At 58.8% G+C, this 26,704-nt stretch carries 26 protein-coding genes; 4 read left to right on the forward strand and 22 right to left on the reverse strand.

The features are described 5' to 3' along the window. Positions 1-45: 45 nt before the first annotated feature. The 13 genes from LAP85_20680 to LAP85_20740 form a co-directional block, all read right to left on the reverse strand. Positions 46-477 carry a hydrogenase iron-sulfur subunit gene (locus LAP85_20680; protein MBZ5498819.1) on the reverse strand — a complete coding sequence of 144 codons (432 nt, stop codon included), beginning with the start codon at positions 475-477 and terminating at the stop codon, positions 46-48. After that, a complete protein-coding gene (locus tag LAP85_20685; protein MBZ5498820.1) occupies positions 461-2,035 on the reverse strand; it encodes a 4Fe-4S dicluster domain-containing protein in 1,575 nt (524 codons plus the stop codon). The genes LAP85_20680 and LAP85_20685 overlap by 17 nt, the downstream gene beginning before the upstream one ends. Positions 2,036-2,214: 179 nt before the next feature. Continuing rightward, on the reverse strand, positions 2,215-4,056 hold the full coding sequence (locus tag LAP85_20690; GenBank protein ID MBZ5498821.1) for a 4Fe-4S binding protein: 1,842 nt from the start codon (positions 4,054-4,056) through the stop codon (positions 2,215-2,217). A gap of 26 nt (positions 4,057-4,082) precedes the next feature. Continuing rightward, the gene (locus LAP85_20695; protein ID MBZ5498822.1) at positions 4,083-4,466 is read right to left on the reverse strand and encodes a (2Fe-2S) ferredoxin domain-containing protein; all 384 of its coding nucleotides are present in this window, start codon (positions 4,464-4,466) and stop codon (positions 4,083-4,085) included. Further along, positions 4,447-4,935, reverse strand: a complete 489-nt coding sequence (locus tag LAP85_20700) for an NAD(P)H-dependent oxidoreductase subunit E (protein ID MBZ5498823.1) — start codon at positions 4,933-4,935, stop codon at positions 4,447-4,449. Before LAP85_20700 ends, LAP85_20695 begins: the two co-directional genes overlap by 20 nt. 18 nt (positions 4,936-4,953) lie before the next feature. Then, the gene (locus LAP85_20705) at positions 4,954-6,246 is read right to left on the reverse strand and encodes an ATP-binding protein (protein ID MBZ5498824.1); all 1,293 of its coding nucleotides are present in this window, start codon (positions 6,244-6,246) and stop codon (positions 4,954-4,956) included. A gap of 8 nt (positions 6,247-6,254) precedes the next feature. Next, a complete protein-coding gene (locus LAP85_20710; GenBank protein ID MBZ5498825.1) occupies positions 6,255-6,581 on the reverse strand; it encodes a serine kinase in 327 nt (108 codons plus the stop codon). A gap of 23 nt (positions 6,582-6,604) precedes the next feature. Next, entirely contained in the window at positions 6,605-7,867 is a 1,263-nt protein-coding gene (locus tag LAP85_20715) for a 4Fe-4S binding protein (protein MBZ5498826.1), read from the reverse strand. A gap of 75 nt (positions 7,868-7,942) precedes the next feature. Beyond that, the gene (locus tag LAP85_20720; protein MBZ5498827.1) at positions 7,943-8,377 is read right to left on the reverse strand and encodes an ATP-binding protein; all 435 of its coding nucleotides are present in this window, start codon (positions 8,375-8,377) and stop codon (positions 7,943-7,945) included. Between the two features lie 3 nt (positions 8,378-8,380). Beyond that, entirely contained in the window at positions 8,381-8,716 is a 336-nt protein-coding gene (locus tag LAP85_20725; protein MBZ5498828.1) for a hypothetical protein, read from the reverse strand. Positions 8,717-8,770: 54 nt separating this feature from the next. Further along, entirely contained in the window at positions 8,771-9,643 is an 873-nt protein-coding gene (locus LAP85_20730) for an FAD-dependent oxidoreductase (GenBank protein ID MBZ5498829.1), read from the reverse strand. After that, positions 9,640-10,518 (reverse strand): CoB--CoM heterodisulfide reductase iron-sulfur subunit B family protein, encoded by an 879-nt coding sequence (locus LAP85_20735; GenBank protein ID MBZ5498830.1) that lies wholly within the window; start codon positions 10,516-10,518, stop codon positions 9,640-9,642. Before LAP85_20735 ends, LAP85_20730 begins: the two co-directional genes overlap by 4 nt. Next, positions 10,518-11,099, reverse strand: a complete 582-nt coding sequence (locus tag LAP85_20740; GenBank protein ID MBZ5498831.1) for a 4Fe-4S dicluster domain-containing protein — start codon at positions 11,097-11,099, stop codon at positions 10,518-10,520. The genes LAP85_20735 and LAP85_20740 overlap by 1 nt, the downstream gene beginning before the upstream one ends. A gap of 850 nt (positions 11,100-11,949) precedes the next feature. On the opposite strand from LAP85_20740, the gene LAP85_20745 reads away from it, so the two are divergent. The 3 genes from LAP85_20745 to LAP85_20755 all read left to right on the forward strand — a co-directional run bounded on the left by LAP85_20745 (position 11,950) and on the right by LAP85_20755 (position 16,885). Then, positions 11,950-13,932, forward strand: coding sequence for a cache domain-containing protein (locus LAP85_20745; GenBank protein ID MBZ5498832.1), 1,983 nt, complete (start codon positions 11,950-11,952; stop codon positions 13,930-13,932). Beyond that, complete coding sequence (locus LAP85_20750) at positions 13,919-15,328, forward strand: sigma-54 dependent transcriptional regulator (protein MBZ5498833.1); 1,410 nt, start codon at positions 13,919-13,921, stop codon at positions 15,326-15,328. Before LAP85_20745 ends, LAP85_20750 begins: the two co-directional genes overlap by 14 nt. A 357-nt stretch (positions 15,329-15,685) precedes the next feature. Further along, positions 15,686-16,885: a response regulator gene (locus LAP85_20755; protein MBZ5498834.1), complete on the forward strand. Its 1,200-nt coding sequence runs from the start codon at positions 15,686-15,688 to the stop codon at positions 16,883-16,885. 46 nt (positions 16,886-16,931) lie between these two features. Here the strand turns inward: LAP85_20755 and LAP85_20760 are convergent, their stop codons facing one another. The 9 genes from LAP85_20760 to LAP85_20800 all read right to left on the reverse strand — a co-directional run bounded on the left by LAP85_20760 (position 16,932) and on the right by LAP85_20800 (position 25,703). Next, positions 16,932-17,408 (reverse strand): hydrogenase maturation protease, encoded by a 477-nt coding sequence (locus tag LAP85_20760; protein MBZ5498835.1) that lies wholly within the window; start codon positions 17,406-17,408, stop codon positions 16,932-16,934. Next, positions 17,362-19,419, reverse strand: a complete 2,058-nt coding sequence (locus tag LAP85_20765) for a cache domain-containing protein (GenBank protein MBZ5498836.1) — start codon at positions 19,417-19,419, stop codon at positions 17,362-17,364. The genes LAP85_20760 and LAP85_20765 overlap by 47 nt, the downstream gene beginning before the upstream one ends. A 118-nt stretch (positions 19,420-19,537) precedes the next feature. Next, positions 19,538-20,833, reverse strand: a complete 1,296-nt coding sequence (locus tag LAP85_20770; protein ID MBZ5498837.1) for a Ni/Fe hydrogenase subunit alpha — start codon at positions 20,831-20,833, stop codon at positions 19,538-19,540. Then, a complete protein-coding gene (locus LAP85_20775; GenBank protein ID MBZ5498838.1) occupies positions 20,830-21,600 on the reverse strand; it encodes an NADH:ubiquinone oxidoreductase in 771 nt (256 codons plus the stop codon). Before LAP85_20775 ends, LAP85_20770 begins: the two co-directional genes overlap by 4 nt. Before the next feature lie 9 nt (positions 21,601-21,609). Further along, positions 21,610-22,479 carry an FAD/NAD(P)-binding protein gene (locus tag LAP85_20780; GenBank protein ID MBZ5498839.1) on the reverse strand — a complete coding sequence of 290 codons (870 nt, stop codon included), beginning with the start codon at positions 22,477-22,479 and terminating at the stop codon, positions 21,610-21,612. Beyond that, positions 22,445-23,500: a 4Fe-4S dicluster domain-containing protein gene (locus LAP85_20785; GenBank protein ID MBZ5498840.1), complete on the reverse strand. Its 1,056-nt coding sequence runs from the start codon at positions 23,498-23,500 to the stop codon at positions 22,445-22,447. Before LAP85_20785 ends, LAP85_20780 begins: the two co-directional genes overlap by 35 nt. After that, positions 23,497-23,931, reverse strand: a complete 435-nt coding sequence (locus LAP85_20790; protein MBZ5498841.1) for a response regulator — start codon at positions 23,929-23,931, stop codon at positions 23,497-23,499. The genes LAP85_20785 and LAP85_20790 overlap by 4 nt, the downstream gene beginning before the upstream one ends. Next, on the reverse strand, positions 23,928-25,112 hold the full coding sequence (locus LAP85_20795) for a hybrid sensor histidine kinase/response regulator (protein MBZ5498842.1): 1,185 nt from the start codon (positions 25,110-25,112) through the stop codon (positions 23,928-23,930). The genes LAP85_20790 and LAP85_20795 overlap by 4 nt, the downstream gene beginning before the upstream one ends. Before the next feature lie 144 nt (positions 25,113-25,256). After that, the gene (locus LAP85_20800) at positions 25,257-25,703 is read right to left on the reverse strand and encodes a response regulator (protein ID MBZ5498843.1); all 447 of its coding nucleotides are present in this window, start codon (positions 25,701-25,703) and stop codon (positions 25,257-25,259) included. A 395-nt stretch (positions 25,704-26,098) separates the two neighbouring features. On the opposite strand from LAP85_20800, the gene LAP85_20805 reads away from it, so the two are divergent. After that, on the forward strand, positions 26,099-26,494 hold the full coding sequence (locus LAP85_20805; GenBank protein MBZ5498844.1) for a hypothetical protein: 396 nt from the start codon (positions 26,099-26,101) through the stop codon (positions 26,492-26,494). Positions 26,495-26,704 lie beyond the last annotated feature (210 nt).

A 26,704-nucleotide genomic window follows, 5' to 3' on the forward strand; every position in this document is an offset into this window, starting at 1 on the left:
AAATTTCAAAGATTTAAAACACTCCAATTCGCTTCGTCAGGACGCTCAAGCAGGGATTTTTTTCTTACGTGCTGCCCTGAAACGTGCCGGTCCAAGTTTTCTCACATCCTCGGTGATCTGGTTCACGACCTGGGCCCACCGATCTCCCTCCGATGCCGAGACCCATTCCAGCCGGAACCTTCCCGGTTCGATGCCGTAATCGGCCAGCATTTTCTTAAAGAGCGCCATCCGGCGCATGGTCTTATAGTTTCCTTCGATGTAGTGGCAGTCCCCCGGATGGCAGCCGGCCACGAGGACTCCGTCAGCGCCGTCCGCGAATGCCTTCAAGATGAAGGTCGGATCTACCCTGCCGGAGCACATCACGCGCAGCACGCGCACGTTAGGGGCATACTTGATACGCGCGGTTCCTGCAAGATCCGCACCGGTATAGGAACACCAGTTGCAGAGGATTCCCACGATCTTAGGCTCGAACGTCATACAATACTCCTTCTATCTCGGCAAACAACTGCTCATCGGTAAAGTGCCTTGCCGTGATGGCAGCACTCGGGCAAGCCGCCGCGCACGTTCCGCATCCTTTGCATAGAACGTCGTTGATGACGGAGATCTTCTTTTCCTCATCAAAGCTGATCGCCGACAGCGAACAAAGCGTGTTGCATATCCTACAGCCGGCGCACTTCTCCGCATCCACGACACTGGTTGCAGATTCAACCTCGATCTCACCCTTTGCCATCAGGGATTGAACCAGAGAGGCTGCTGCCGAGGCTTGGGCTACCGTATCAGGGATGTCCTTGGGGCCCTGGCATGCGCCTGCGATGAAGATCCCGTCGGTCGCGGTCGACACCGGAGCCAGTTTCGGATGCCTTTCCATGAAGAATCCGTTGCCGCAGCTGATATGGAATGTGCGTGCCAGCTGGGCAGCATCGTCGGCTGGACTGAGGCCTGTCGCCAGGACGACCATGTCCACGGGAATCCGTCGAACCTGGCCGACGAGAGTATCTTCGACCCTGATTACCAGCTTGCCAACCTCCTTCTCGTTCAATGGGAAATCGGTGACCGAGGCGGCGCGTCCCCTGATGAACCGCACTCCCTCTTCCAGGAGCCGGTGATAAAACTCTTCATATCCCTTCCCGAAACAGCGCATGTCGATGTAGAAGTTGTAGACTTCGGCGCCGGTCTTCTCTTTGATCAGGTGCGCGAATTTCAGGGCATACATGCAGCAAACGCGGGAGCAATACTTGTTGTGGCGCTCGTCACGGCTTCCGACGCAGTGGATGATGCCGACCTGCTTGGGTTCCTTGGTGTTCGCGAGCAGTATTTTGCCGCCTGTCGGGCCGGAGGCGCTGTTCATCCTCTCAAACTCCAAGCCGGTGAGGACATCCTTAAATCTCCCGTAACCGTATTCGGGAATACTTTTGGGATCAGAGGGCTTGAAGCCCGTGGCCAGAATCACGGCGCCGACATCGATCTCCTCGACCTGATCGGTCTGCTGGTGGTCAATCGCCTTGACCTCGCACACCTTCTCGCACACCTTGCACTCCCCCGTCTTGAAGTGGATGCACGAGTCGTGGTCGATGACGGGCTTGTGCGGGACCGCCTGCATGAACGGGATGGCTACTGGTGTCAGCGGGCCGAGCGGCAGGGCCTGACGGACCAACTCGGAATCGTTCTCGATGCGTATGGCTCCGGTCGGGCAGACATAGGCACATGCCCCGCAGGCGATGCACTGGGGAGAGGTCTCGCCATAGGCCGTCGAGACCTCACGAGTCGTGCCCCTGCCGAAAAAGCCGAGCACGTTGGCCCCGACGACGTCCGAGCAGACGCGCACACACAGCCCGCAAAGAATGCAGTCGTCGTCCCCGCGGCCGAATCTCGGCTCGACGATGCCGTAGTCCTTGGCGAGCTGCTCCAGGACAGGGACATGGCCGCAACGCGACATGAGCCATTCAATGATCAGCTTTCGATCCCTGCGCACGCGGTCGGAGTTGGTCAGCACCTCAATGCCGTTGGTTGCCGGATAATTGCAGGCCGTCACCATGCGAACCCGTTTGCCCGACCGCACCTCAACCGTGCAGATGCGGCAAACACCGTATGGCTCCAGGATCGGGTGATGGCAAAGCGTGGGAATTTTGATCCCCAGCTTCTCGGCGATTGCCAGTACCGGCGTTCTGTCTTCGGCTGTCGTCTCGATTCCGTCGATCTTGAGCTTGATTGTTTTCATGCTGCATGACTCCTTGGAACCTTCTGGATTGCTTCACGCTTGCACACCTCGACGCAGGCGCCGCACTTGATGCACATCGTCTTGTCGAGCATATGCAGTTTCTTGACCTCTCCCATGATCGCCTTGGTCGAGCAACCGGCGACACAGGCGTGACAACCATCGCATTTTTCGGGGTCAATGACGTATTCGATCAGATCTCTGCAGGCGCCCGCCGGGCATATGTGATCCTTGATGTGGGCGTCAAACTCATCCTTGAAGTACTGGATCGTGGACAGGACCGGGTTGGATGCCGAAGTGCCGAGAGCGCACAGGCAACAATCCTGCATGACTGCTCCGATTTCGCGGAGAAGGTCGATGTCCTCGGGGCTGCCCTTGCCCTGGGTGATGCGGGTCAGGGCATCCAAAGAGGTTCTCAGCCCCTCGCGGCACGGCACACATTTGCCACAGGACTCCTCGGTGAGGAAGGAGATGAAGTATCGAGCCACTTCCACCATGCAGGTCTGATCGTCCATTACGATCATCCCTCCCGAGCCCATCATCGATCCGGCGCTGGTCAGGCTGTCGAAATCGACGGGCATGTCCAGGAGCTCTTCCGGCAGGCAACCGCCCGACGGTCCTCCCGTCTGGACGGCTTTGAACTTGCGCCCTGCCGGGATGCCTCCTCCGATGTCGAATACGATCTCGCGGAGCGTGATCCCCATCGGGACTTCAATCAAGCCCGTGTTGTTGACCTTGCCCACCATCGAGAAGACCTTGGTCCCGCTGCTTCCGTTCCAGGGGTTCTCGCTCACCTCGCCGGTGCCCATGGAAGCGAACCACTGCGCGCCGCGGTTGATGATGAGGGGCACATTGGCCCAGGTTTCCACATTGTTCAAGTTGGTGGGGCGGTTCTGGTAACCGTACTCGACGGTATGGATGTATTTGGCGCGGGGCTCGCCGACCCTGCCCTCCAGCGAAGCCATCAAGGCGGTGGACTCGCCGCAGACAAAGGCGCCGGCGCCCTGGACGATCTCGATGTCAAAATCCATTCCGGTGCCCAGGATGTCCTTGCCAAGAAATCCATAGTCCTGCGCCTGTTCGATTGCTTTGAGCAGGCGCTCACGGGCGAGCGGGTATTCGTGCCTGATGTAAATGAAGCCTTCCCTGCATCCGATGGCACGCGCACCGATGACCATGCCTTCGAGCACGGCATGCGGATCGCTCTCGATGATGCTTCGGTCCATGAAGGCGCCGGGATCACCCTCATCGGCGTTGCAGACTATGACCGGTTCGATCCCCCTCGCCTTGGCAGCATGGCGGCAGGTCTCCCACTTGATGCCGGCCGGGAATCCACCGCCGCCGCGCCCTCGCAATCCCGAACGCTTGATCTCGGCTATGATCTGCTCCGGCGTCATCTCGGTTACAGCCTTCCCCAGGGCCATGTATCCGTCGACGGCGATATAGTCATTGATCCGTTCGGGATCGATGATGCCGCGGTTGCGGAGCACGACCAGCTTTTGCTTGGCGAAGAAGGGAATATCCTTCAGGGCGGGGATGGGGCTCTTCTCGGCCGGCGGCGAGTACATGAGGTTCTTTAGCGGCCGTCCCTTGAGGAGGTGCTCCTGGACCAGGTGGGCAGCCGACTTCTGATTGACGCCGCAGTAGAAGACGCCGTCCGGTTGCACGATCACTATGGGTCCTTGAGCGCAAAATCCCTGGCAACCTGTTCGAATTATCTGGACCTCGCCTGCCAGACCTTGCTTCTGCACTTCGGTCTCCAGGGCCTTAGCCGTAGCAAACGAGTCGCCAGAAACACATCCTGTCCCCGCGCAAACTAGAACATGTGTGCGAAATGCCATTGTCTTTATGCCTCCCAGCCGGCCCCTTAGCCGGTTGTTTCACAACCGCTCGCAAGCGCGAAATCGGTAACGATTTTCCCCTCGATCACGTGTTCTTTGAGCACCCTCACTATCTTGTCGGGCTTTAGCTCCACATATTTGACAGGGGATGCGCCTGTCAACTCCACGGTAGCCATGGGTTCACGGCTGCAAAGCCCTGCGCAACCCGAGGTGGTCACGATGACATCAGTTAACTTCAGGTTTTCAATCTCCTTCAGCAGCGCTCCCATGACTTCACGCGCTCCGGCCGCGATGCCGCAGGTGCCCATGTGCACGGTCACCCGGGCACGCGCCGTGCCGGACCGCAGCGTCAAAGTCTGCTTCCCCTCTTCGCGTATGCGCTTCAGGTCTTCAATGGACAGTCTCGGCATGTGTCGCCTCCTTTGCCCGGTAACGTTTGATTATTCTTGGAACGGAAGTTTGCTTCAGCTTGCCATGCACGTCGTGCGCCACGGTCATCACTGGAGCCAGTCCACAACAACCGACGCAGTTGACCGTGTCGAGACTAAACTGCATGTCAGGCGTGGTCTCGCCCCGCTTGATCTTCAGTTCGCGTTCGAGCGCCTCGACCAGCTGGGGCCCGCCCTGGATGTTGCAGGCGGTGCCCATGCAGACGTGGACCTGGTAGCGACCCACGGGCTTCAGGCTGAAGGCCCGGAAAAATGTTGCGATCGAGAGAATAGACGTCAGCGGTGTGCTGATCCGGATCGACAACTCCTCCAGGACTTCTCTGGGAAGGTAGCAATACTCTTCCTGGCAGTCGAGCAGGATTGCGATCATATGGCCCTTCTTGCCACCGTGCTGGTCTACGATCTCGCGAACCCTAGTAACGTCAACCATGTTCGGCCTCCACAATCTCTAGTGCAATTTGGGCGCAATGCCCGGCCTGCCCAGGCCGGCTTCGCCCTTACGTATGGACTCACGCAGCGTGGCCAGTCCATCCGGTGAGGCCGGGTAGGCACTGGAGGAGCGGAGGACCTGCGTGTTCACCTCAAAGCCCTCGCTCCCCACGCAATGCTTAAAGCGGATATCCAGATCAGGGTGGCCGGCCAGCAGCACCATGAGGGTTGTCTCCAGGTCGCCTACCGGCGCCCTGTCGATGTGGTGGTACTGGAAGATGGCCCGGACGCGACTTCCGGCGCCTGGTCTGGATTCAATCTCAATTCTGCCTCCCGCCGCGCGCGCGGCCTCACTGAGCAGCGAGAGGCCCAATCCCACTCTGCGCGTCGTGCGAGTGGTATAGAACGGATCCGTGGCCCTGGCGATTGCTGCCGCATCCATCCCGCGTCCATTGTCCCGCACCTCAATAATCAGCTGGTCCGAGGACGGATACTCCAGCAGGTCTATTTCGAGCGCGGTGGCTCCGGCCTCGATGGAGTTTTGTGCAATATCGAGGATGTGCAACGCGAGGTCCTCCATCGGCCTTCCTCCTCCGAGAATCGCCCTGCCGTCTTCCTCTACAAACGCGCGCCGCAACTCGGCGAGCGTCGGCTCCGCCAGCAGCACGAATGTCACCGCCCTGCCTACATCCTTGGGCTCGTGCGCGTCGGAAGCGCAGACAATCGGGAACTCACCTTTCGGTGCGAATGCCGCACGACCCGCCGGAAGAGCCGTACGGCACGAGATTTCCAGAGCATCGAGCGCCAGGCCTTTTGGGATCATGCCGAGCTGGCCGATGATGCCGTTTCTTTCCCGGTCGACATGGGAGGCAACGGCGAGCCCCGCGACATCGTGGATTGCGGTAACGACCCTGTCCACACTGAGTGTCGTCGCGCCGGACAGGAGGTGTTCGTCAAAGCCGAGTACCTCTGCATGCTCGTTGGCAATTACCTGGGGACCGAAGGCTCGTTCATCGTTATGCCCGGGCAATGACCTGTAAATCCTTGACTGCAGCGCCAGCGCTGCCTCGCTGCCGGGCAGCAAGCCGAGGATGTGAGCCTCCTCCGCGGTTGTGATCTCAATGCCGGCGATCACCGCCATGCCGGCGGTATGCCCCGCCCTCTCCACCGCCGCCACATTCCCGGCCGAGTTGTGATCGCAGACGGCTACCGCGTCCAGCCCGGCGCAGATGGCCGCATCAATCAACCCCGCGGGGTGCATGTCGAGCACCGCACAGGGCGAGAGGCAACTATGCAGGTGAGGATCGATCACAAACACCTTCAGGCCGACCTCCTTCCCCTGACGCCCCGGTCATAAAGAATGCCAGCCACATCAAAAGCCGGCAATTCGGTGACGATGATCGGTATGTGTTCCTCTTCCGCCCTGGCCACGGCAGCCTCTTCCGGCTGGCGGCCATTCACCACCACGATGCCGGCCAAGCCCTTGAGTTGAGCAACCGCCACGATGTTCACGTGTTTCTGCATCGTCACCCACAGATCCCCCTGGCGACTGTTCCCCATCGTGTCCGAGAGCAGATCCGACGCATATCCGCCGCGCACTTCCCTCACGATCGCGGATGCGGCGCAGGCGATTACAGTTCCCTGGATCTGCTCGGAGGCTTCCGCAACGGTCACCGTGGCACTCCTTTCGTGGATGGCTGAAGCTGGATCAGGCGGGCGAGGTCCTCAACCCGGCTCGCAAGCTCGCGCTGCCAGAAGAAGGTACATGCTTCCCGCTCTACTTCTCCCAGGACCACGTCTTCGGCAAACGCCCGGCACGAAGGTGCGCCACAGGCGCCGCAGTCGACACCCGGCAGTTCCGAGATGAGCTGGTCACGCTCCCTCATCTTGGCAATGGCCCCGGAGATATTCTCGTCCAGCGGCCTGAGCGGCCGGCTGGTAAAAGGCTCGTCCATCAGAAATTTCCCCTCCCGGTAGTCCTGCGCCACTTCCTTCCGTTCCACGACCGGCCCTGCTGGGAGTTTCTGCCTCAGTTTGACTATTTTCCCCCGTGCCACGTACGGATTCTCGACCGTGAGACAACCGCCCACGCATCCCTCGGGGCAGGCGTGACATTCGATGAATGAGTACTTCCGGAGTTTCCCCTTGACGATATCGTCGAGTATCCGGATTACATTGGGCAACCCGGCCACCGACAGCGTGTTTTCTGCGGGCACGGACCTCGGCAAACCACCCAGAAAGGCCCAACTCACCCCGGATGCGGTCTCTCCTGCATCCATCCTCACCTCCGCCTCTCGAACCTTGGAGACAGCCGGAGCCAGAGTTTGATACAGGTCGATGATGGAAACCGCCGCGTCCAAATATGAGTTTGACATGCCGGGGTGTTCAAGGATGGCTACGATCTTGGCGGGACACGGAGTGATGTAGACGGCGCCGATCCGGTCTGTAGCCAACCCGGTCTCCGCTGACTTGCGCGCTTTTGCATCTCTGGCTGAGATCTCGCGCGGGGACAAGATCGGCAGCAATTGCCCGACGAATTCGGGGTACTTCACCTGCACCAGACGCACGACTGTGGGGCAGAAGGACGAGATCAACGGAGACTGGCCCCGATACTCGCTCAGGAAGATCTCGGTAGCCACACTCACCGCGTCACAGGCTGGAGACAGGGGTTCCACGTCATCGAATCCGCAGCGCTGCAAGGCCGCTACGACGATCCCAGGGGGCAGGTCCTCATCGAATTGCGCATATAAGGCAGCCGACGGTATCGCCACCGCGTAATCGAACTTGGAGAGGTCAGCCATGTGGTCCGTTAGAGGTACGATGGCGCCCGCCTCGCACACCTTGATGCACTCTCCGCAGTCGATGCAGCGGTCGTCGAGCTTCATCGCCCGTCCCTTGCGAACTCGCACTGCCGCGGTGGGGCAAGCACGCATGCACGACCTGCAGCCATCGCATTTGTCGGGCACGAAGCGTAGAGAGTGGTGATATTGAGCTGCCACGCGGGTTCCTTATGCAATCTGGTTGACACGGATATAGAGCTGCGTTCCCTTGGAAACCTCCGAAGTAATCTCGAACTCATCCGCAATTTTTTTGATGTTCGGCAGTCCCATTCCGGCCCCGAATCCCATTTCTTGCATTTCGGGCGTTGCGGTCGAATAGCCCTCCTGCATTGCCAGATCGATGTCCTCGATGCCGGGACCCTCGTCCTTGACCTCGATGGTTACAGCCTGCGGGCTGACCCTGAGCGATATCGTCCCACGCAGGGCATACATGACGACGTTCATTTCGGCCTCGTAGGAGGCAATCGCGACGCGGCGCACAACCTCTGGATCCGCGCCGAGGCGCTTTAAGATATCCATAATCGCCGTCGAGATCCTGCCGGCGTTGGTGAAGTCCCTGCCCGCGATTGGATACACACTCTTGAGTTCCTCCGGCGGATCCATGACCTACCTGCCGGACATGGCCATGTAAAGCAGCCCCACCGCCTCGAACATCGGGAGCGGCGTTCCCAGCAGCGGGATTTTTCTCTCCCGGGCCAGCGCCAAAACCGATTCATCCGGTGTTCTTCCTTGCACAAACACCACGCCGCAAAGGCCTGCCACTAAAGCGGTTCTTATCACCTGGGGGCTGGCGAGGCTCGTCAGAAGTAGCATCCCCCGCTTGCTCTGGATGAGGACGTCGCTCATCAGGTCCGCTGCGACCACGTGCTCCACCTGCGGGGAAAGGTCTTCGCCACAGAACGCCTTCGCTCCCAGCAGGTCGCGGATCTGAGTCAGACTCACCGCCTTCAGGTTCACCAATGTAGGCATGGGACAGTCATCCTCGGGATTCCAGCACTATTCCTTGCCGGGAGGTACACTGCCGTGAGGGCCGTCCCCGACCGCAGTGTTCCCGATCACCAGCTTGCCTTTACGTATCACGCGCGCAGCAGGGATTTTCCTCGCGGGGCATGATTCCCAGCAGAGCCCGCATCCCGTGCATTTGGCATGATCCACGTATGTGGCCTTGTGCCGCAGCTTCACTTTGAAATTGCCGACAAAGCCACGGACCTCTTCCACTTCGCTGGAGGACATCAGCTTGATGTTGGCGTGGTTCCCCACCTGCACCATCTTGGGAGTAAGGATGCACGCAGCACAGTCCAGCGTGGGAAACGTCTTGTCGAACTGCGCCATATGCCCGCCGATCGAAGCTTCCTTCTCGACGAGGTAGACGGTCCGCCCCGACTCAGCGATATCCAATGCAGCCTGGATGCCGGCGATGCCACCCCCCACCACGAGGGCGGCATTGTTGACAGGGACCGTCTTGCGGGGCAGTTCGGCCAGAAACGTGGCCTTCGCGACGGACGCGGCGATGAGCGCCTTGGCCTTCTCGGTCGCAGCGTTGGGATCCACCGTAACCCACGAGCAATGCTCCCGGATATTCGCCATCTGGAAAAGGTAGCGGTTCAGATCCGCCCTCTCGCAGGCGCCCCGGAAAGTCGGTTCGTGCATGAGCGGGGAACAGGAGGCAACGACAATGCGATCCAGCCCGGCGTTCTTGATATCGTCCTGGATCAGGAGCTGGCCAGGATCGGAGCACATGAACTTGTATTCCCGGGCTATGACCACATTCGGAAGCGTGCCGGCAAACGCGGTCACTTCCGGAACGTTTACTTTGCCCGAGATATTGGTGCCGCAGTGACAAACGTATACGCCGATCCGGACACTCATACGACCTCCTCGGCAAATCGGGCCACGACATCGGTTGCCGGCACGATGCAGCGCTGCAGTCCCAGCTGTTTGGATTCCAGAGCGAATGCCAGTCCCATCAGTTGCGTGAAGTACACAATCGGAATGCGAAAATCCGTCTTATAATACTTGTTGATGCGGGCTTGGTAAGCATCGAGGTTAATCTGGCACAGAGGGCAAGTAACCGCGATACAGTCGGCCTTGTCCTGCTGCGCGCAGAGCAGAAGATTGCGGCACAACCGCAGGGCCACATCCTCGCGCGTTCCCATCAGTGAACCGCCGCAACACATGGTCTTCATCGGGAAGTAGGTCGGTGTAGCTCCAAGCGCCTCCAGAAGCCGGTCCAGCATTTTGGGGTTGTCCGTGTCATCTTCAATGCCATAGGGCCTGGCGATCTGGCACCCATAATAGGGGGCGACCCGTAAGCCCGTGAGCGGACGCTTCACCAGACCCTTCACACGCTCGAGCGCCGCGCCCTCGACCACCACTTGCAGGAAGTGCTTGATGACAGCTCCCCCGTCATAGCGCAATCCGGCCTCGCCGAGCGCCTGGTCCACCTTATTCTTGATATCGGGAGATTCCGCCAGGTACGCGTCCGTCTTGCGGAGGTTGGTGAAACAAGCACTGCAAGCCGTGACGATGGGATCTCCGTTACGATGGGCCTGGGCCAGGTTGCGGGCGCTAAGGCAGAAAGACAGAATCTCGTTCACGTTCATGTACGCCGTCGCGCCGCAGCAGTTCCAGTCCTCGATCTCAACCAAATCGATCCCGAGACATGAGGCAACGGCATGTACCGATTCCCCGTACGGTAGCGCAGTTGCGTCCAACGAACATCCTGGATAGTAGGAATAGCGCATTACTCACCCCCCAGTTCTTGCGCCTTCGCCACAATCTTGCAAAGGCCATCCATGTCACGAACCCGGGATCCCCCCAGGGGAAGACGTCCATGCATGCGGAGGTGTATGGCGATCGGCGCCGCTGCGACTGCACCCAGTGGATTTGTAGACAGCATGTACCGCGTCATCAGAGCCGTCTCGCGGTTGCGGCCATACTTGTTGACGATGTCGACGAAGTGTCTCGAGAGAGCGCGAGCCCGCTTGCTCCGCTGCCGATTTTCACGGATGGCCATGCGCTTGAGCATGTACATGATGTCCGTGATCTTGATCTGTTGCGGGCAACGGTGCGCACATTGATAGCATGATGCGCAAGTCCATATGGTGAGGCTATCCAAGATGCGATCACGCATCCCCGCCCGGACCATGGCGAAAATCTGCCGTGGTGTCTCTTCCATGGCCCAGGACACCGGACATGATCCACTGCACGTGCCGCATTGGATGCAGTCCTTTATCTTCTCACCTCCGTAAATGTTGTAGACCTCATCCAGAAATCCCGGGTCCATACTCTGTTCGTAGAGAACAGTCTGATGCACTCCAGTCATGAATGCCCTCCTGCCTCATAGGCCGTCTTCCCAGCAGTGGATAGCAGCTCTGTCGATCTGACTTTCCAAACTACTACAAGAGCTAAACTATTGCTGGAAAGTGACTTATGCCGCAACGTTCCCGTTTCAAACCTCGACATAAAACTCATCCGTCTCAATCGCCGGGAAGGATGATACAAGAGTAACGGCTAGCTCGTTCTGGGAGTAATTGCACGAGGTCAAGCGGGGGATCCCATCATTATTATGCCGTTGCCCCACTCGACTTCATGAAGGCCGGCGAGCCTCATCGGACTTCGTCATGGCCTCCATGAGCATACATCAAAGCACGTACCCTGCCAGATGGGGCAATTCCCGCACAGGACATTTCTTCCGGAAAATGACGAAATAAAGCGTTTTAAATGATAGACTTATAAACACTGCCAACCGAACTAGGCAAACATATAAAAATTTAATGAAATTAACAATTCACTACATTAAGGCTAAATGACTCACTTTTTGGGCTATATAACCCGCTTGATTTTGGGCGCCTGAACTGGTTCAGAAAGCAAAGTCCGGAGCTCAAGGGTTATGGTCGCTTTCTCGTTGTTGCCGATCCGGATCACCATGATGCCGCAACTGCTGAGTCGACTGTAGCATCCGCGCCGCAGCTGGCTTGAGCCCTTTCTGCTGACTGCGCTGACGCCACACTGGAACGTGAAACCCATTGAAATCCATCCAGGCACGGTTCTATTGTTGCGTCTGAGACAGTTCTCTTGAAAATCTTTACTGCACAGGTGCAGGCGATCGGAAGCGCAATCATAAAACCGTCTACGCTCAGGCTATTTTCGGATATTGACGAGGAAAGGGGAACATGGGCAGATCGACCATCCGGGGCAGGCTGATCAGAAGTTTCTCTATAGCGATTCTTATTCCTTCTTTGATCACGATGGTGGTGGGCATCAGAGTAATCGAGCAGCAGATCTACGCGCAGGCCCAGGCACAGGTAAACTCGGACCTCGAAGGCGCCATGGAGATTTGGCGGCATAACCTCGAGAGGCTCGAAAATGCGATCCGAATCCATGCCACGCGCATGGTTATCTACGGCGCCCTGGCCCGTAATGATCCCGGCGGACTGGGACCAGAAATGAATCGAGTGCGCGCAGCGGAAGGGCTCGACGTCCTGACTCTGCTGGATACTTCCGGCAAGGTTTTTTACCGCACCCTCAACCCCGCGCTGGTGGGAGACATCGAGATCGATGATGAGTTGATAGGCGGCGTTTACAAGAAAAAGGCCCCCCTTTCGGGGGTTGTAATTGTTGCCGCGGACGAGCTTGCCCGCGAGTCTCAGGATCTCAGACAGCAGGCAAGCATGGAGATTACCTTCACACCCAGAGCCGGCCCCCCCGGGAAGGAGAGGGTAACCGATGGAATGATGCTCAAGGCGGCGGCTCCGGTGACCACGGCTGACGGCCGTTTCGTGGGCGTGTTGTACGGGGGTACGCTCATCAATCGCAACTATGAGGTAGTGGACAAGATACGAAGTATCGTGTTCAGACAGGAGTCGTACAAAAATCGAGAGGTGGGCACAGCCACCGTCTTCCAGGATGATGTACGCATATCGACCAACGTCAGGAATGCCGACGGCACGCGCGCGATAACCACCCGGGCCTCGGCCGAAGTTGCTGACGATGTTCTTCAGCGCAACCGAACCTGGAGAGGCCGTGCATTCGTGGTCAACGACTGGTACATCGCAGCTTACGCGCCCATTCGGGACATAGCGGGGAAAACGATCGGCATGCTTTACGTCGGCACGCTCGAGCAGCCTTATCGCGATAGCCTGTGGCGGACATTATTCACGTTTCTGGGCATCACTCTCTTGGGCATGATACTGGTAAGCATTGTGGGCATCAAGGTGGCTCAGCGGATTTCTGAGCCTATTCAAGCCATGGCTGCAGCAGCCCGGCGAGTGGCCGAGGGTGACTACTCCCATAAGGTCGAAGTCCTCTCCAGCGACGAGACCGGCTATCTGGCCGAGTGCTTCAACCGGATGACCCTCGAGCTTGCCCGTGCGACACAGGAGCTGAGGCAATGGGCAGAAAGCCTGGAGACCAAAGTGGAGGAACGAACAGCTCAGGTGAAGGCCATGCAAGGCCAGTTGGTCCAGGCCGAAAAGCTGGCCGCCATCGGGAAACTCGCCGCCGGAGTCGCCCATGAAATCAACAACCCGCTCACCGGCGTTCTTACCAATAGCAGCCTCATGCTCCAGGATCTGGCTCCCGATGACCCCAGGCGTGATGACTTGCAGACCATCGTCGACGAGACCCTGCGCTGTCGTAAGATCGTGAAGGGATTGCTCGATTTTGCCAGGCAGACCAAACCCCTGAAGCAGGCAGTCAACATAAACCAAATCGTTGAGGACGCACTCAACCTGGTGAGGAACCAGGCCTCGCTCAGCAACATCACGCTTCAGACGGAATTGCAGGCCGATCTTCCCACGATCATGGTGGACAAAGACCAGATGCGGCAAGTGGTCCTGAATATCGTCATAAACGCCGCGGAAGCCTTGCCGAACGGGGGTGAGATCCGGGTCATTTCGCGGCTGGATCGCGGCGCCAATCTGGTATGTCTGAGTGTCGCCGACACAGGACCGGGCATTCCGGAAGCGGTCAGGACCAGGCTCTTCGAACCCTTCTTTACCACCAAGGCGAGCGGTACAGGCCTGGGTCTTGCCATTGCTTATGGCATTATGGAGCGCCATAGGGGCACGATCACAGTTGCCAGTGCTGCCGGCCAAGGTACCACGATCAGTCTTCGCCTTCCCGTGAACAGCAAGGAGGGAGATGAACAATCCTGACAGCCCCAGAGTCCTGGTGGCGGACGATGAACTGTCCGTGTGCAAGTCCTGCGAGAAAATCCTGCGCCGACACGGCTGCGAGGTTAGAACGGTTCTTTCCGGCAAGGAGGCGCTCGCCCTGTTGGAACACGAGCCCTTCGACCTTGTCTTCACTGATCTGAAGATGGCCGAGGTAGGGGGCATGGAGCTGCTTCAAGCCCTGCAGACTCGTTTTCCCGACATCGTGCCCATAGTAATCACTGGGTATGCTTCCGTGGCTTCCGTGGTCGAAACCATGAAGCTCGGGGCCTTCGATTATCTCCCCAAGCCCTTTACCCCGGCCGAGATGATCGTTGTGGTCACCCATGCCTGGGAGAAGCGGAAGCGTATCCTCGAAGCCCGCGCGGCAGCCAGCGGGGAGCCCGTCGAAACCTTCTCCGGCATGGTGGGCCGAAGTCCAAAGATGCAGCAGGTCTACAGCCTGATCCGGAAAGTCGCGCCCACCTCGAGCACGGTCCTGATCATCGGTGAAAGCGGGACAGGCAAGGAACTCGTGGCCCGCGCCATTCACAGTCTGAGCCCCAGGCAGGACCGGCGTTTCTTCGCTGTGGACTGTGGGACACTCTCTGCAAACCTTCTCGAAAGTGAGCTGTTCGGCCACGTCAGGGGAGCCTTTACCGGCGCTGTCGTCACCAAACGCGGCATTTTCGAAGTAGCGGACCACGGGACGGTATTCTTGGACGAAATCTGCAACGTCGATTCCGAGATCCAGGGCAGATTGCTGCGCTTCATCCAGGAACGAGAATTCCTCCCTGTCGGCGGCACGGAGCCGAAGCGCGTAGACGTTCGTCTCGTCTTTGCCACAAACCGAGATTTGACCCGGATGGTTTCCGAGGGAACGTTCAGGGAAGACTTATACTATCGGCTCCATGTGTTCCCGATCTACCTTCCTCCCCTCCGGGATCGGCCGGAAGACATCCCGTTGCTTGTGCGCTACCTACTACTGAAAATCAGGGGACGCAGCGGCAAAAACATCACCACGATCTCAGACCCGGCACTAAAGCTCTTGATAGAGCACAACTGGCCCGGCAATGTGCGCCAACTTGAGAGCGCCCTCGAGTGGGCCGTAATTTCCTGTGAGGATGATGTGCTGCAACCATCTAATTTTCCACGGTTTGCGCATTCGCAGGCGCAAACTGCCGACCTGTCGACGCCTCGCAGCAATGCGGAATTCCTGACATTGAAAAAGAAGATCAAGGAACAGGCGGTTTCCGAGCTTGAACGTGACTTTGTCCTGGCCGCCCTCCAAAGGAATCAATGGAATGTCACCCGGGCCGCGCAGGAAGTAGGCATCGCCCGTCCAAATTTCCAAGCCCTCATGCGCAAGCACGGGATTCGCGCCAGTGGGGAAAACTAGACGTTTGAATCTGATCTTAATGGCGCCGATGGTGGCAAGCCCACCTGCCCCTGGGTGTATTTACTTTGAATACACTGTATGTGAGACTCATACATACCTGTGGATGCCTGTTCATCAAATATTGCCGTATTTGCGCCCGATCCCTGGCTGCGGCAACCACCCGAGTGCCTATTTTCGATATACACCTGGAGTTAGAGCGGCGTCCTGGCCCTGACTTGACTTCTCATTAAGTCCAATTACATAAATCACTTACAGTGCCTCATCCCGCAAGGCACTGACTGGCACACCTCTTGCTGTAATCCCAGTTGAAGAATGTTAGAAGCAGTGGAACCAAATCAGTAAGGAATGGAGGTCATTATGCTACCGGATAATTCTCTTGCCAATAAATCTCGAGTCCTGGTTGTGGATGATGAACCCGCCGTCTGCCGAAGTGTGACCAAGGTCCTCGAGCGCAAGGGGTACAAGGTCGCAGAGGCGCTCTGCGCATCATCTGCCCTGGATCTATTGGAGCAGGGTGAGCCCTACGACTTGATCATTGTCGATCTCATGATGCCCCAGACGAGTGGTGTCGAACTTCTGAAGATCGCCAGGGAAAGATGGCCCAAGACACCGGTCTTGATCATCACAGGGTATGCCTCTATCGCTTCGGCGGTTGAAACTACAAAGCTCGGAGCCCTAGGTTACCTGCCAAAGCCATTCACACCGGAAGAACTGGCGCAGGCCGTCGAAGAGGTTTTGTCCGGGCCGGCTCCGGAGGTAGCTGACACTGACAGTTTCCCTCCCGAAAGCTCCCTTGACGTGGATATGCCTTTTGACCGCCGCGAGTTGGCGCAAGCGACTTCGGCGAGCTACGTGGAGCACCTGACGCGGTCGGATCTACCCCTGGTCGATCAACCGCGTCGCGCCGCCTTGCCGGTGGACTACTGCTCCCTCGGCGAGAGGTCCTGCAAGCGCTTTGCGAAACAGGGAATGTGCAAACAGGCGGAGTGTCCCATCATCGTGAGTGAGCGCAAGAAGGCAGCCAGGTCGGCGACGGTCGTGTACATGATGAATGATCCGATCGATGTCGACATGCCTTTCTCCCGCGCTGAGGTTGCCTCGATGACCGGCGAAGCCTACGTCAATGCGCTCGGCCGATCCGACATGCCCGTGGTCGGCTTCTGGCGATCCGCATCCGAGGGCGCGGCAGCGCCCAAGGTGCTGGTTGTGGACGACGAGCCTGTCGTGGTCAACAGCATCCGGAAGACTCTTGCCCGCAAAGCCTACAAGGTGGAGGAGGCGTTTTCGGGCCAGGAAGCCCTTTCCCTGATCGCGAAGCGAACCTACGATCTTGTGCTCCTGGACATGCGGCTTCCCGATGCCAACGGCCTCGAACTCATCTCCGACATCAGAAAGCGCAAACCCAAACTGCGGGTAGTCATCGTCACAGGCTATGCCACTATCGACACTGCCGTGGAGGCGATCAAGCGGGGGGCCAGCGATTATGTGGCGAAGCCCTTTACCCCTGATGAGCTTTATGACGTGACGAGCCGCATCTTGAAGCGTGCGGTCGCGTAGGGCGGACACAGGCATGCTGCAACGATCACAACTGCATTCCTGAGGATTACAGCAGTTCACGCACCTTTCCGGCGCCTGCGGCGACCGCTTGCTCGCTCAAGGCGCCGGGTCCCGCATCCGCTCCATATCCGCGAGCGGCCTTGTCCGTGCACAGCCCCACCAGGAGAATTTGCGTAGCTGCATGCGGATGGAGGCGGCGGAAGAGTCTTACCGCGAGGATGGGCGCGAGCTGGTGTGCGCTGGACGAGGTCTCCGGCCATGTCCGCATAGTCTGTTCTTCCAGAAGCACGACCTGACCGGCGCTGCCTACCTTTTGTTCAGGATCGAGAATGGCATCCACAAGCACCACGCGCTCGTATGCCGGGAATTGGTCGATCTGGCCCAGCAGATCGGTATGGGCATCGACCAGATCGGCTTGCAGCGGCGAATTCGAAGCCTCCCGGCGCAAACGCTGGATCACTCGCGATCCGAAAGCATCATCCCCCATCAGCGGGTTGCCCAATCCGATCACCAGCGTCCTCATGCTCTTGTCTTGCATCTCCATTCTTGATCTCGCGGGCGACGGGTAGCCTTATGGTAAATGTGGCTCCCGCCGACGAGCTCGAAGCCTCCACCCTTCCGCCGGCACGGGTAACGATGCCGTGGACGATCGAGAGACCGAGCCCGGTTCCCTCGCCCACCTTCTTGGTAGTGAAGAACGGTTCGAATATCAAAGGCAGAATCTCTGCGGGGATACCCTTGCCGGTATCGCTGATTCGGATGACGACCTCCTGCGCCTGCGGATCCAAATCCGTTTCGACCGTGAGCGTTCCAGCCTCCGCCATGGCATCGACCGCGTTCAATGCGATGTTTACCACCACCTGCTGCAACTGCCCCGGATCGATGAGCACTGGCGGCAAATCCGGGTTGAATCCGCGCACCGTGCGCACGTTCTGGAATATCGACTGATTCTGGAGCAACAAGAGGGTCTTGTCGACGACCTGATTGACCTCAGTCGGCGAGGCAGCAGCCGTCGATTGCCGTGCGAAGTCAAGCAGACCCTTGACGGTCTCACGACAGCGCATGGTCTGCTTGATGACGATTTCGAGATTCGGGCGCAGGGGATTCTTGTCATCGCAATCCTCGAGCGCCAGCATTCCGAATGTCAGTATCCCTCCCAGGGGGTTGTTGATCTCGTGTGCAACCCCCGCCGCCAGCCTGCCGAGCGAGGCCAATTTTGCCGACTGCGCCATCTGGTTCTGTACCGCAACCAGCTCCTCGGTCCGCTTGTTTACCTTCTCCTCCAGAGTGCGTCCCCACTCTTCCAGCTCGTATTTCATAGTCTTGATGCTGGCAACCATCTTGTTGAAACGATCGGCGAGGCGGCCAATCTCATCGCGCGAGCGCACGTTGATGACGCTGTGGTCGAGATCTCCGTCGGCGATCCGGTTGCTGGCCGCCACGATTTCCTCGAGCGGTTGAATCATGCTGCGGGTGATAAGGTAGGTCAGTCCCAATACCACGAGAACACCGACCGCGGCCACGATCACGAATGTGAGCATCATGTCGGTGCGGACCGCCAGAAACGGCTTCTCCTGCATGCCCACATAGAGGACGCCGATGACGGCTCCAGTGTGGTCGCGGATGGGTTCATACGCGGCGATACGCCAATCATTGACGACGTAAGCGCGGCCAATCCAGGGCCTGCCCCCGCTCAACACCGTGCGCGCGACCTCAGCTGAGACGCGGGTGCCGACGGCGCGCTGCTTGGGCGCCGTCAGCACGGTGGTGGCCACCCTGACATCCTGCATGAAGATCGAGACCGACCCGATCTCGCGGCCCGCGGACTGTTCCCCGCCAAATATGGCGCGATTGATCTGATCCACCAACTCAAAGTTGCGATTGAGCAGGATGCCGCCGTAGAGCACCCCTTTGAGTCCGGATCCGGTTGCTACGGGCGCGGCAGCCAGGAGCACCAGGCCCGAGTCAACGTCGGTGCGAGAATCCGGGGTTGTCATAGGCACGGGGACAATCTTGAAATGCGCCTGTTCGGCTAGCGTTGGGTCTTCCTGGAGCAACGCATCACGGCCCAGTACCTCGGTGCTTGCCATGACCTTTCCCGCTCCGGCACCCGCCAGCAAGTCCGAGAACGACGGCGCACTCCGCGGCGGCGAGACGGCGCCCGCCTCCGAACCGCGAAAGACCCGGCCGCTCTTTGCGTCGACGAAGGCGAGGAAATCGAGATCATTTTCCTTGCGCAGTGTGGACAGGATCTGCGGCATGCGCTGCAAGTCCGGGGAGTCGGGCGCTGCCGCCAGTTTTTCCGCGGCTGCCGCGCCTGTGATCGCCTTGCGAACACCCTCCAGGCGCGCGGCATAAGCCATCCTTGCCGCTTCCAGGCCGTGCCGCACCTGCTCGAGCGCCTCGTTGAGCATCGCATTGGTTATGATGCGAGAGCCGATGAAGGTCGAGATCGCAGTCCCGCACAGAACAATCAGCACAAAGCTGATCGTGATCTTCCCCCTCAGCGAGACATTCCTCAGAGGACTGATCATATGGGTGTGGGGTCCTGCATCGTGACCTCACTTTCCCGTCAGCATCTGCTTTGATTTCCCGGGATCGTGAAAAAGTGAAGCCGTGGCGTCTGACCTGCTTCCCTCCACTTCCCCTGCTTCAGGTTCGAACCAGGTGAACGGAACAGCTGATGCAGGGATCGTAGGCGCGCGCGATGATGGCCAACCGCTGCTCGAGCACACCGTCCGGAATACCCGCTCCAATCCCGTGCCGCACCGCCGCCCGCAGCTGATCCTCGACATGGTTCAAGTTCTGCGCTGTTGGTGTAATGACATCCGCCGCCGCCACGCGTCCCTCGGCATCCAGCTCGTAGGAATAAAAGAGGATGCCGCGGGGGACTTCGGTAGCAGCGGTTCCCCGGCAGGCCCGGGCGCCATAGCGCGGAGGTGACTCCGGAGTGATTCCCGTCTCGAGCAGTTCCTGGACCAGGCTTAAAGCGTGTTCAACGGAATAGATCATTTCCACTGCCTGGGCGATGTTGTTCATGAGGATGTTGGTGGAGGGAAGGGTCAGTCGGAGTTCTTCCCATGCCCTGCGCGCCATTCCTCCGATGCGCTCACCGTTAACGGTGAGCCGGGCCAGTGCGCCGACCATGTATGAGCGATGGTCCTGAGCACTTCGCTTGGCATGAGAGTAGGACACGAGGTGCTCGTTGGTCAGGGTGCGGTAATCTCGGACCGGTATCCTCTTGGGACCACCGCCATCGGAGAGCTCAATGCTGTTGCCGAAGAAGAATGCCTCATCTTCGGGCACCAGGGCGGCGCAACGGATCGGTTCGCTCGCGAAGATCGGCACTTCGACCCCCCGGAGGACTTCGAGGGTGCGCTCGCAGTCGGCGAGCCGGGCAGTGATCTCCTTTTTGAGCGTGAGCAGATCGTCGGTCGAGGGAGCCTTGCCGAAGCCGCCGATTACGTAATTGACCGGATGGACGGCTCGGCCGCCGATGACTTCCTGGATGGTGTTTCCCAGCTTCTTAAGCCGCAAGGCCATCGCCACTGCATCCGGGTTGGCGCCTGCCAGGCTGATGACACTCGGGTGCCCGAGCAGGTCTGGAAGTGCGAGGACGAACACATGCAGCGCGTGGCTCTCGATGTTGGCGCCCTGGTAAGCCAGATCGCGCAGCCTGCGCGTTTGCGGGGATACCACAATCCCGAGCGCATCCTCGAGCGCCTGAAGCGAAGTGATGCTGTGGCCATGCGAGCAAATAGCGCAGATGCGCGAGACGATGCTGGTGACGTCCTCCAGACTACGTCCGCGCACAAGCCCCTCAAACAGTCGGATCCCCTCAAAGACGTCGAACTCGATCTTGCCGACCTGGTCCCCATCGAGGACAACTTTGATGCCTCCATGCCCTTCAACCCGCGCAAGGTGATCAATGGTGATAGTACGTGTCATGCCAAACCTCCCTGCCCATTCCGATCCAGTGCCGGTGCCGCGAATGTCCTGAGCTTGCGTCGGATTTCCGCTGCGCGCAGCTCCTTCTCGATAAAGATCTTCTGGAGCGACTTTATGTTGGATTCCTCGACGGGACCGCGGCAGCCGATGCACGCAATATTATAGGCCGGGCAGCGCGCGCCGCAGCCGGCGTTCGTCACCGGTCCCGCGCATGGCAAGCCCCGCGATATCAGCAGGCAGTCGTTTTCAATCATCTTGCACTCGAGGCAGACGGGGTAAGCGGGCAGCTGCGGCAGGTCGCCATTCAGAAGGCTGGCGGCTGCGCGCAAAAAATCGTTCTTTTCCATGGGGCAACCCGGTATCGCGGCGTCCACCTTGACGAAATCCGAAAGCGGACGGTGCGGCCGGATGTCCCAGGTGGATGCGGTTCCGCCGGAGCCGTATACCTGGGCAATAACCTGATCGCGGGGCAGTTCTGCATCCATGGCGGCGATGCCGCCAAAGCAGGCGCAGGTACCGCAGGCAACGAGCAGCCCGGCCCGTTCACGGATCCGGCTCAGTTGCTTCTCTTCCCGCTCATTCGCCACGGAGCCTTCCACGAATGCGACGGCAAGAGGGCTCTCCTTGTCGTTGACGGACGATCCGCCGAGGAAATCCACGATCTCCGTGGCACCCACGATGTCCAGCAGCTGGTCTTCACAGTTGAGAATTACGATCTGCTCGCCCCAGCAGCCGCTTAGTCCAAAAATGCCGATCTTGGGCTTCATATTTAACCCCTATACGATTTCCGGAAGGTTGATCGCATCCCAATAGGTGAAAACCGGGCCGTGGATGCAGGTATACTTGTAGCCCACGCTGCAGTGACCGCACTTGCCCACGCCGCACTTCATCCGGCGCTCGAGACTCATCAGGATGCGGTCTTTGTGAAAGTTGAGCTTGAGCAGCTCCGCGAGCACGAACTTGTAAACAACCGGCGGGCCGACCACCGCTGCATAGGTCCGGATCGGATCGATCCGAACCTTCTCAAAAAGGGTTGGCAGCAAGCCGACGTGATGCTTCCAGTTTCCGGTCGGGTCCCGGTCCACCGTCAGCAAGGTGGTCAGATCCTCCACCTCCGCAAGAGAAAGCAGCTCCTCGCGAAAGAGCATCTCCCCGGGAGTACGCGCGCCGTACATCAGGGTGATCTTGCTAAACCTTTCCCTGTGGTCCAGAGCATACCAGAGGAGCGAGCGCAAGGGGGCCATTCCCAGCCCGCCGGCCACGATGAGCAGGTCATGACCCTCCATCTCTTCGATCGGAAAGCCGTTGCCGTAGGGGCCTCGAATTCCGACCATGGTATTGGTGGGTAAGCGGTAAAGGGATGACGTAACCCTCCCGACGCGGCGCACACAGAGTTCAAGGATGCCCTTGCGCGTGGGTGCCGATGCGATTGAAATGGGCACTTCACCGGTCCCGATTACAGAGACCTCGACGAACTGCCCTGGCCGGTGCTCCCAGCGTTCGGCAACGGCATCGTCGGCGAAGCGGAACTGGAACAAGTAGTTGTCGGGCACCATCCGATGAATCCGGACGATCCGCGCCAGGTGAGGCAGGTAAGGGTTGGCCACGTAGTTAGGCCGTTGGGGCAACGCTGCTTCTGGATTCATCTCGCTCACCTCGAATAGTTTCAATGACCGTTACGATATCGATCTTGGCCGGACAGGATGCGGCACAGCGGCCGCAGCCGACACAGCTCGGCCGGCCATACTCGGCGACAAAACCACGCTGCTTATGGTAGTAGCGGAATTTGATCCGTGACGCACGAGACGATCTGAAGTTCTCTCCTCCGGCAACCAGCGCGTGGGTTTTGAACAGGCACGAGTCCCACGATCGGATCCTGCTGCCTGTCCTGTCCCCCAGCTCGGCCTCATCGTTTACATCGAAGCAGTAGCACGTCGGGCAAACTGCACTGCATGACCCGCAGGAAAGACAACGCTCCCCCATCTCCTCCCAGACCTTGCTGTGGTACTCCATCTCCAGGATTTCAGGGAGCTCGCCGAGCTCAAGCCGGGTCCTGTAAGCTGACCGCCGGATGCCTGACCGCCGCTTGTATTCGGCAAAGTCCGCTTGGGTGGGCTTCTGAAGCAGGGATCCGCTCATCAACACGATATCGTCGCCCCGGCTCGTCCCCACCAGAACCAGGTAATCCGCCCCGATATCACTGAGAAAGAGATCGAATCCGCTCTCGACGAAATCAGCGTTCATGGAATAAGCGAAATGCTTGTCATCGGGCTCGAAATCTATCCCGATGATTGCGGTGCTTTTCCTGCGGGCAACATAGTAAGGGTCCACGTATCTGCCCTGAGCAAACACACGGTCGAGGATGTTCAAACCGAAAATGTCATACGCATGGACTCCAAATAACACAACCGGCTTTGCTGCCTCCACCGACAGCTCGCGGTAGCCTTTCCTGGGATCGAACAGGAAAGTCGCCTCTCGTGGAGGCAGCAGGAATTTCTTGGGGGGAAGAATAGTGCGCGGGTACTTCAATTGTACATCGGACCAGCGCGCCGCCCGATCGAAGGCATAGCCCGCCCCGCGCTTTACCGGGGCATATACCTCCCCGAAGGCCGGCAGGACTGACACAAAGAGATCCAGGTCTTGCTTCGGAATCTTCAATATTTTCATGACTCTCTCCTTCCACCGACCACGTGGCGGTCCGGGGCGCACGCCCCCTTGGTCAGCCGTCGGACCTCCGCCAGCAGACGCTCCGGATCAAGCGGCTTGGGCAGAAACAGGTCAGCGGGAAGCCAGCCGGCTTCGGGACTCACTCGGAAGATCGGCTGATTCGCATAAATAGACGAGACCACGATCACCGGGGTTTGGCTCAGCTCGGGAATCCGGCGGACGTCCTGCAGCATGAAGAAGCCCTCGGTCCTTTCCGTCATGATGACATCGAGCAGGATCAAGTCCGGCCTGAGCGTCTTGGCCAGATGCAGACCATCCCGACCGTTGAACGCGGTCCGGACCTGATACCCCGAGGATTGCAGCAAGGCCTCGATGGCAGCGACGAAGTCGCGGTCGTCGTCGACGATAAGCACTATCTTTGATTCATTCATTTGGCTTCACCTGGTATGGTATCCAAAGCAGCTTTCAGCTTGGGCTCTGCTTGTGTTTCTGCCACAGGGATCTGGACGAGGAAGGTGGTTCCTTGCCCTTCCCTACTTCTTACCTCGATGGATCCTCCCAGCTCGGTGACGATCCTGTTACAGATTACCAACCCGAGTCCCGTTCCCGGAATATCCGCTGTTTGTTCCGTCCTGACCCGGTAGAACTCCTGGAAAAGAAGAGGGAGGCATTCTTCGGGGATGCCGATGCCGGTGTCTTTCACTTCCAGTGTGATCCGTCGCTCGCGAGAAAACGCGCGGATCGAGACCGAACCGCCCGGACGGTTGTACTTGATGGCATTTCCCACCAGATTGCTCACCAGCATGCTGATACTGACAGGATCGCCGCACACGTGAGGTAGGTCGGGTGGAAGATCGACGCTGATGGTCACCGCGGCGGCAGTCGGCAGATGGAGCTGATCTTTGACGATGTCATCCACGATGGAGGAGAGGCTGGTAGTCGCGGCGCGATCGCAATAGCAGCCGCGGTCGATTTTGGCCAGCGCCAACCAGTCCTGGATGAGCGTCAGCATCTCCCCGAGCCGCAATTGGGAGCGAGTGATCCATTCGACGGCCTTTTCCGGAAGTTGACCCTGAAGGGAGAAGAGCAAAACATCAAGGTACTGCTTGACAGCAACCAGCGGGCTCTTGAGTTGATGAGAGACGAGGGTGATAATCCTGTGCTCAACCTCCTCCTTCTCACGGCGCAGACGCTGCGCTTCCTTGATCAGCCTCCATCGCTCCAGACCGCGATTGACGATCATGCGCAGCTCGCCTGGAGTAAAAGGCTTGGGCAGGAAGTCGTATGCACCTGCCTTCATGGCATCGACTGCCGTCTCGATGGTGGCGTAACCGGTGATCACGACAATTACCAGGTCGGGATCGAGCTTGCGGACGATGTTAATAACCTCAAAACCGTTCAGCTCCGGCATCTTGATGTCAACGACAAGCAGAGGAGGCCTGATCTCCTGCAGCCTCCGGATACCGTCGTGCCCATTGCCGAAAGTCTCAACCCGGCAACCGGCCTTCCTCAGAATCTGCTCGCACGAGAGGCGCATGATCTCGTCGTCGTCGATAACGAGAACCAGATTTTCTGCTGCAGGATTCGGCTTGATCGGACTTGGTGAAGCCACAGATTCTCCAACCTCAGGTTGCTAGATTCCCCTCACCGCACCCGAGGGAGGAAGGATGTGGTCTGTCAGGGGGTCAGCCCCGGTGGCCGCCCGCTGAGTGCGGCTCGCCCGGGATCTCCGGAACATGCACCGGTTCGATCAGGATCAGGAAGCCGGTAAGTGCCCTTGGGCGGGTACCTGCCTTTGGCGTGCCGCCAGCAGATCCCGCACCCGGTCGAGGAACACCGGAATGTTCAGCGGTTTGGTCAAATAAGCGTCCGGTGTGATCGCAAGCACTTCCGTGGCCCGGCTGTAGAGGGTTGCGGGGTCGATTTCAATCGAGGACACCATTAGGATAGGTATGTTCCGCTCCGCCAGGTACTCGTCGCGAAACTTGATCGCCTGATTCACTTCGTATCCTGCAGAATCATATTCCATGATAATGTCCAAAATTATGAGATCAGGCGGGTCGCTAACTATCTTCGACAAGCCCTCCCGGGCACTCGCGGCACCCAGGACCGTATAACCCTCGGATTCGAGCACCTCGGTGAGCGAGGTCCGGAAGTCCGCATCATCATCGATGATGATGATCTTTTCTCGCGTCGGGCCCATCGTACCCTCCGCATCGCCTGATGGCGGCCCGTCGGCTGCCCATCACGCAAGGCCAGGACAGAATTACACCAAAAGCCGACAGACTGTCAAGCTTATCGGTATCGGGCTGCAGGACTGAAGCCGATTCATAAATGGAACCAGGGACCCGGGGCGCGGGATCGGGCCTTTCTCTCAGCGGCACCAAGGACTTGCGGGAATGGCTCTCCAGACCTGCACCTTGGAAGTTTTCGGACCGGTCAAGAAGCTAACGGAAAGTGAAATTGATTTCGAATACCTGCAGCCTCGGATCAGATTTCCGTCCTCAACGCGATGCGCCGCAGGGATCCACTTTTCCGGGTGGTGATTTGCGCTCCACTTCGTCATATGCCTCATCGTCCCCGCTAGGGTATGATCCGATGACCATGAACGTCGAGGCTTCGGACCAGAACTCCAACCAAGCGTTCCAGCAATGCGGTTCTTGCGGGCAGCTATGGAACCAGTGGCCCGACTTTATTCTCGACCGCGGTGTCCGCCTGCTTGGCTTTCAGGCGATCGCGGGTTTGCCGGATGCCAACCTCCTGGTCTTCGAGCATCGCTGCGGCGGCTCAGTTTCCGTATTGGCCAAAAGGCTGCGGCACATGCTCCCGGATTCCGAACAGTCGGCGAACATGCCGAGCCTGTTTGGCACGGAGATGTGCAATCAGCACTGCCGGTCCTTGGAAAATCTCGAAGCCTGCGACCGCCCCTGTGTCAACGCGCGTGACCGGCGGCTGATTCTCGTGCTGCTCGAAATGAAAAGAGAAATTCGGTGACAGGCGCCGTGTTTCTCAAACCGGAAACAAAGTGTCTGTTCCACGCGCGTTTGGCAAATTCGACTTGTCCGTTGCCTTGACCGGCCAATCTCTGCTCATTTTTCCGCTGGGAAGAGTGCTTCGAGCTCGGCGGTCACCTTGAGGAGGCGGTTGGCAAGACGCTCGATTTTACGCCGCAGTTTTCCTTCGGGAAGTTGACGACGATACATC

It is taken from the genome of Terriglobia bacterium, assembly GCA_020072565.1.
Taxonomy (GTDB): Bacteria; Acidobacteriota; UBA6911; order UBA6911; family UBA6911; genus JAFNAG01.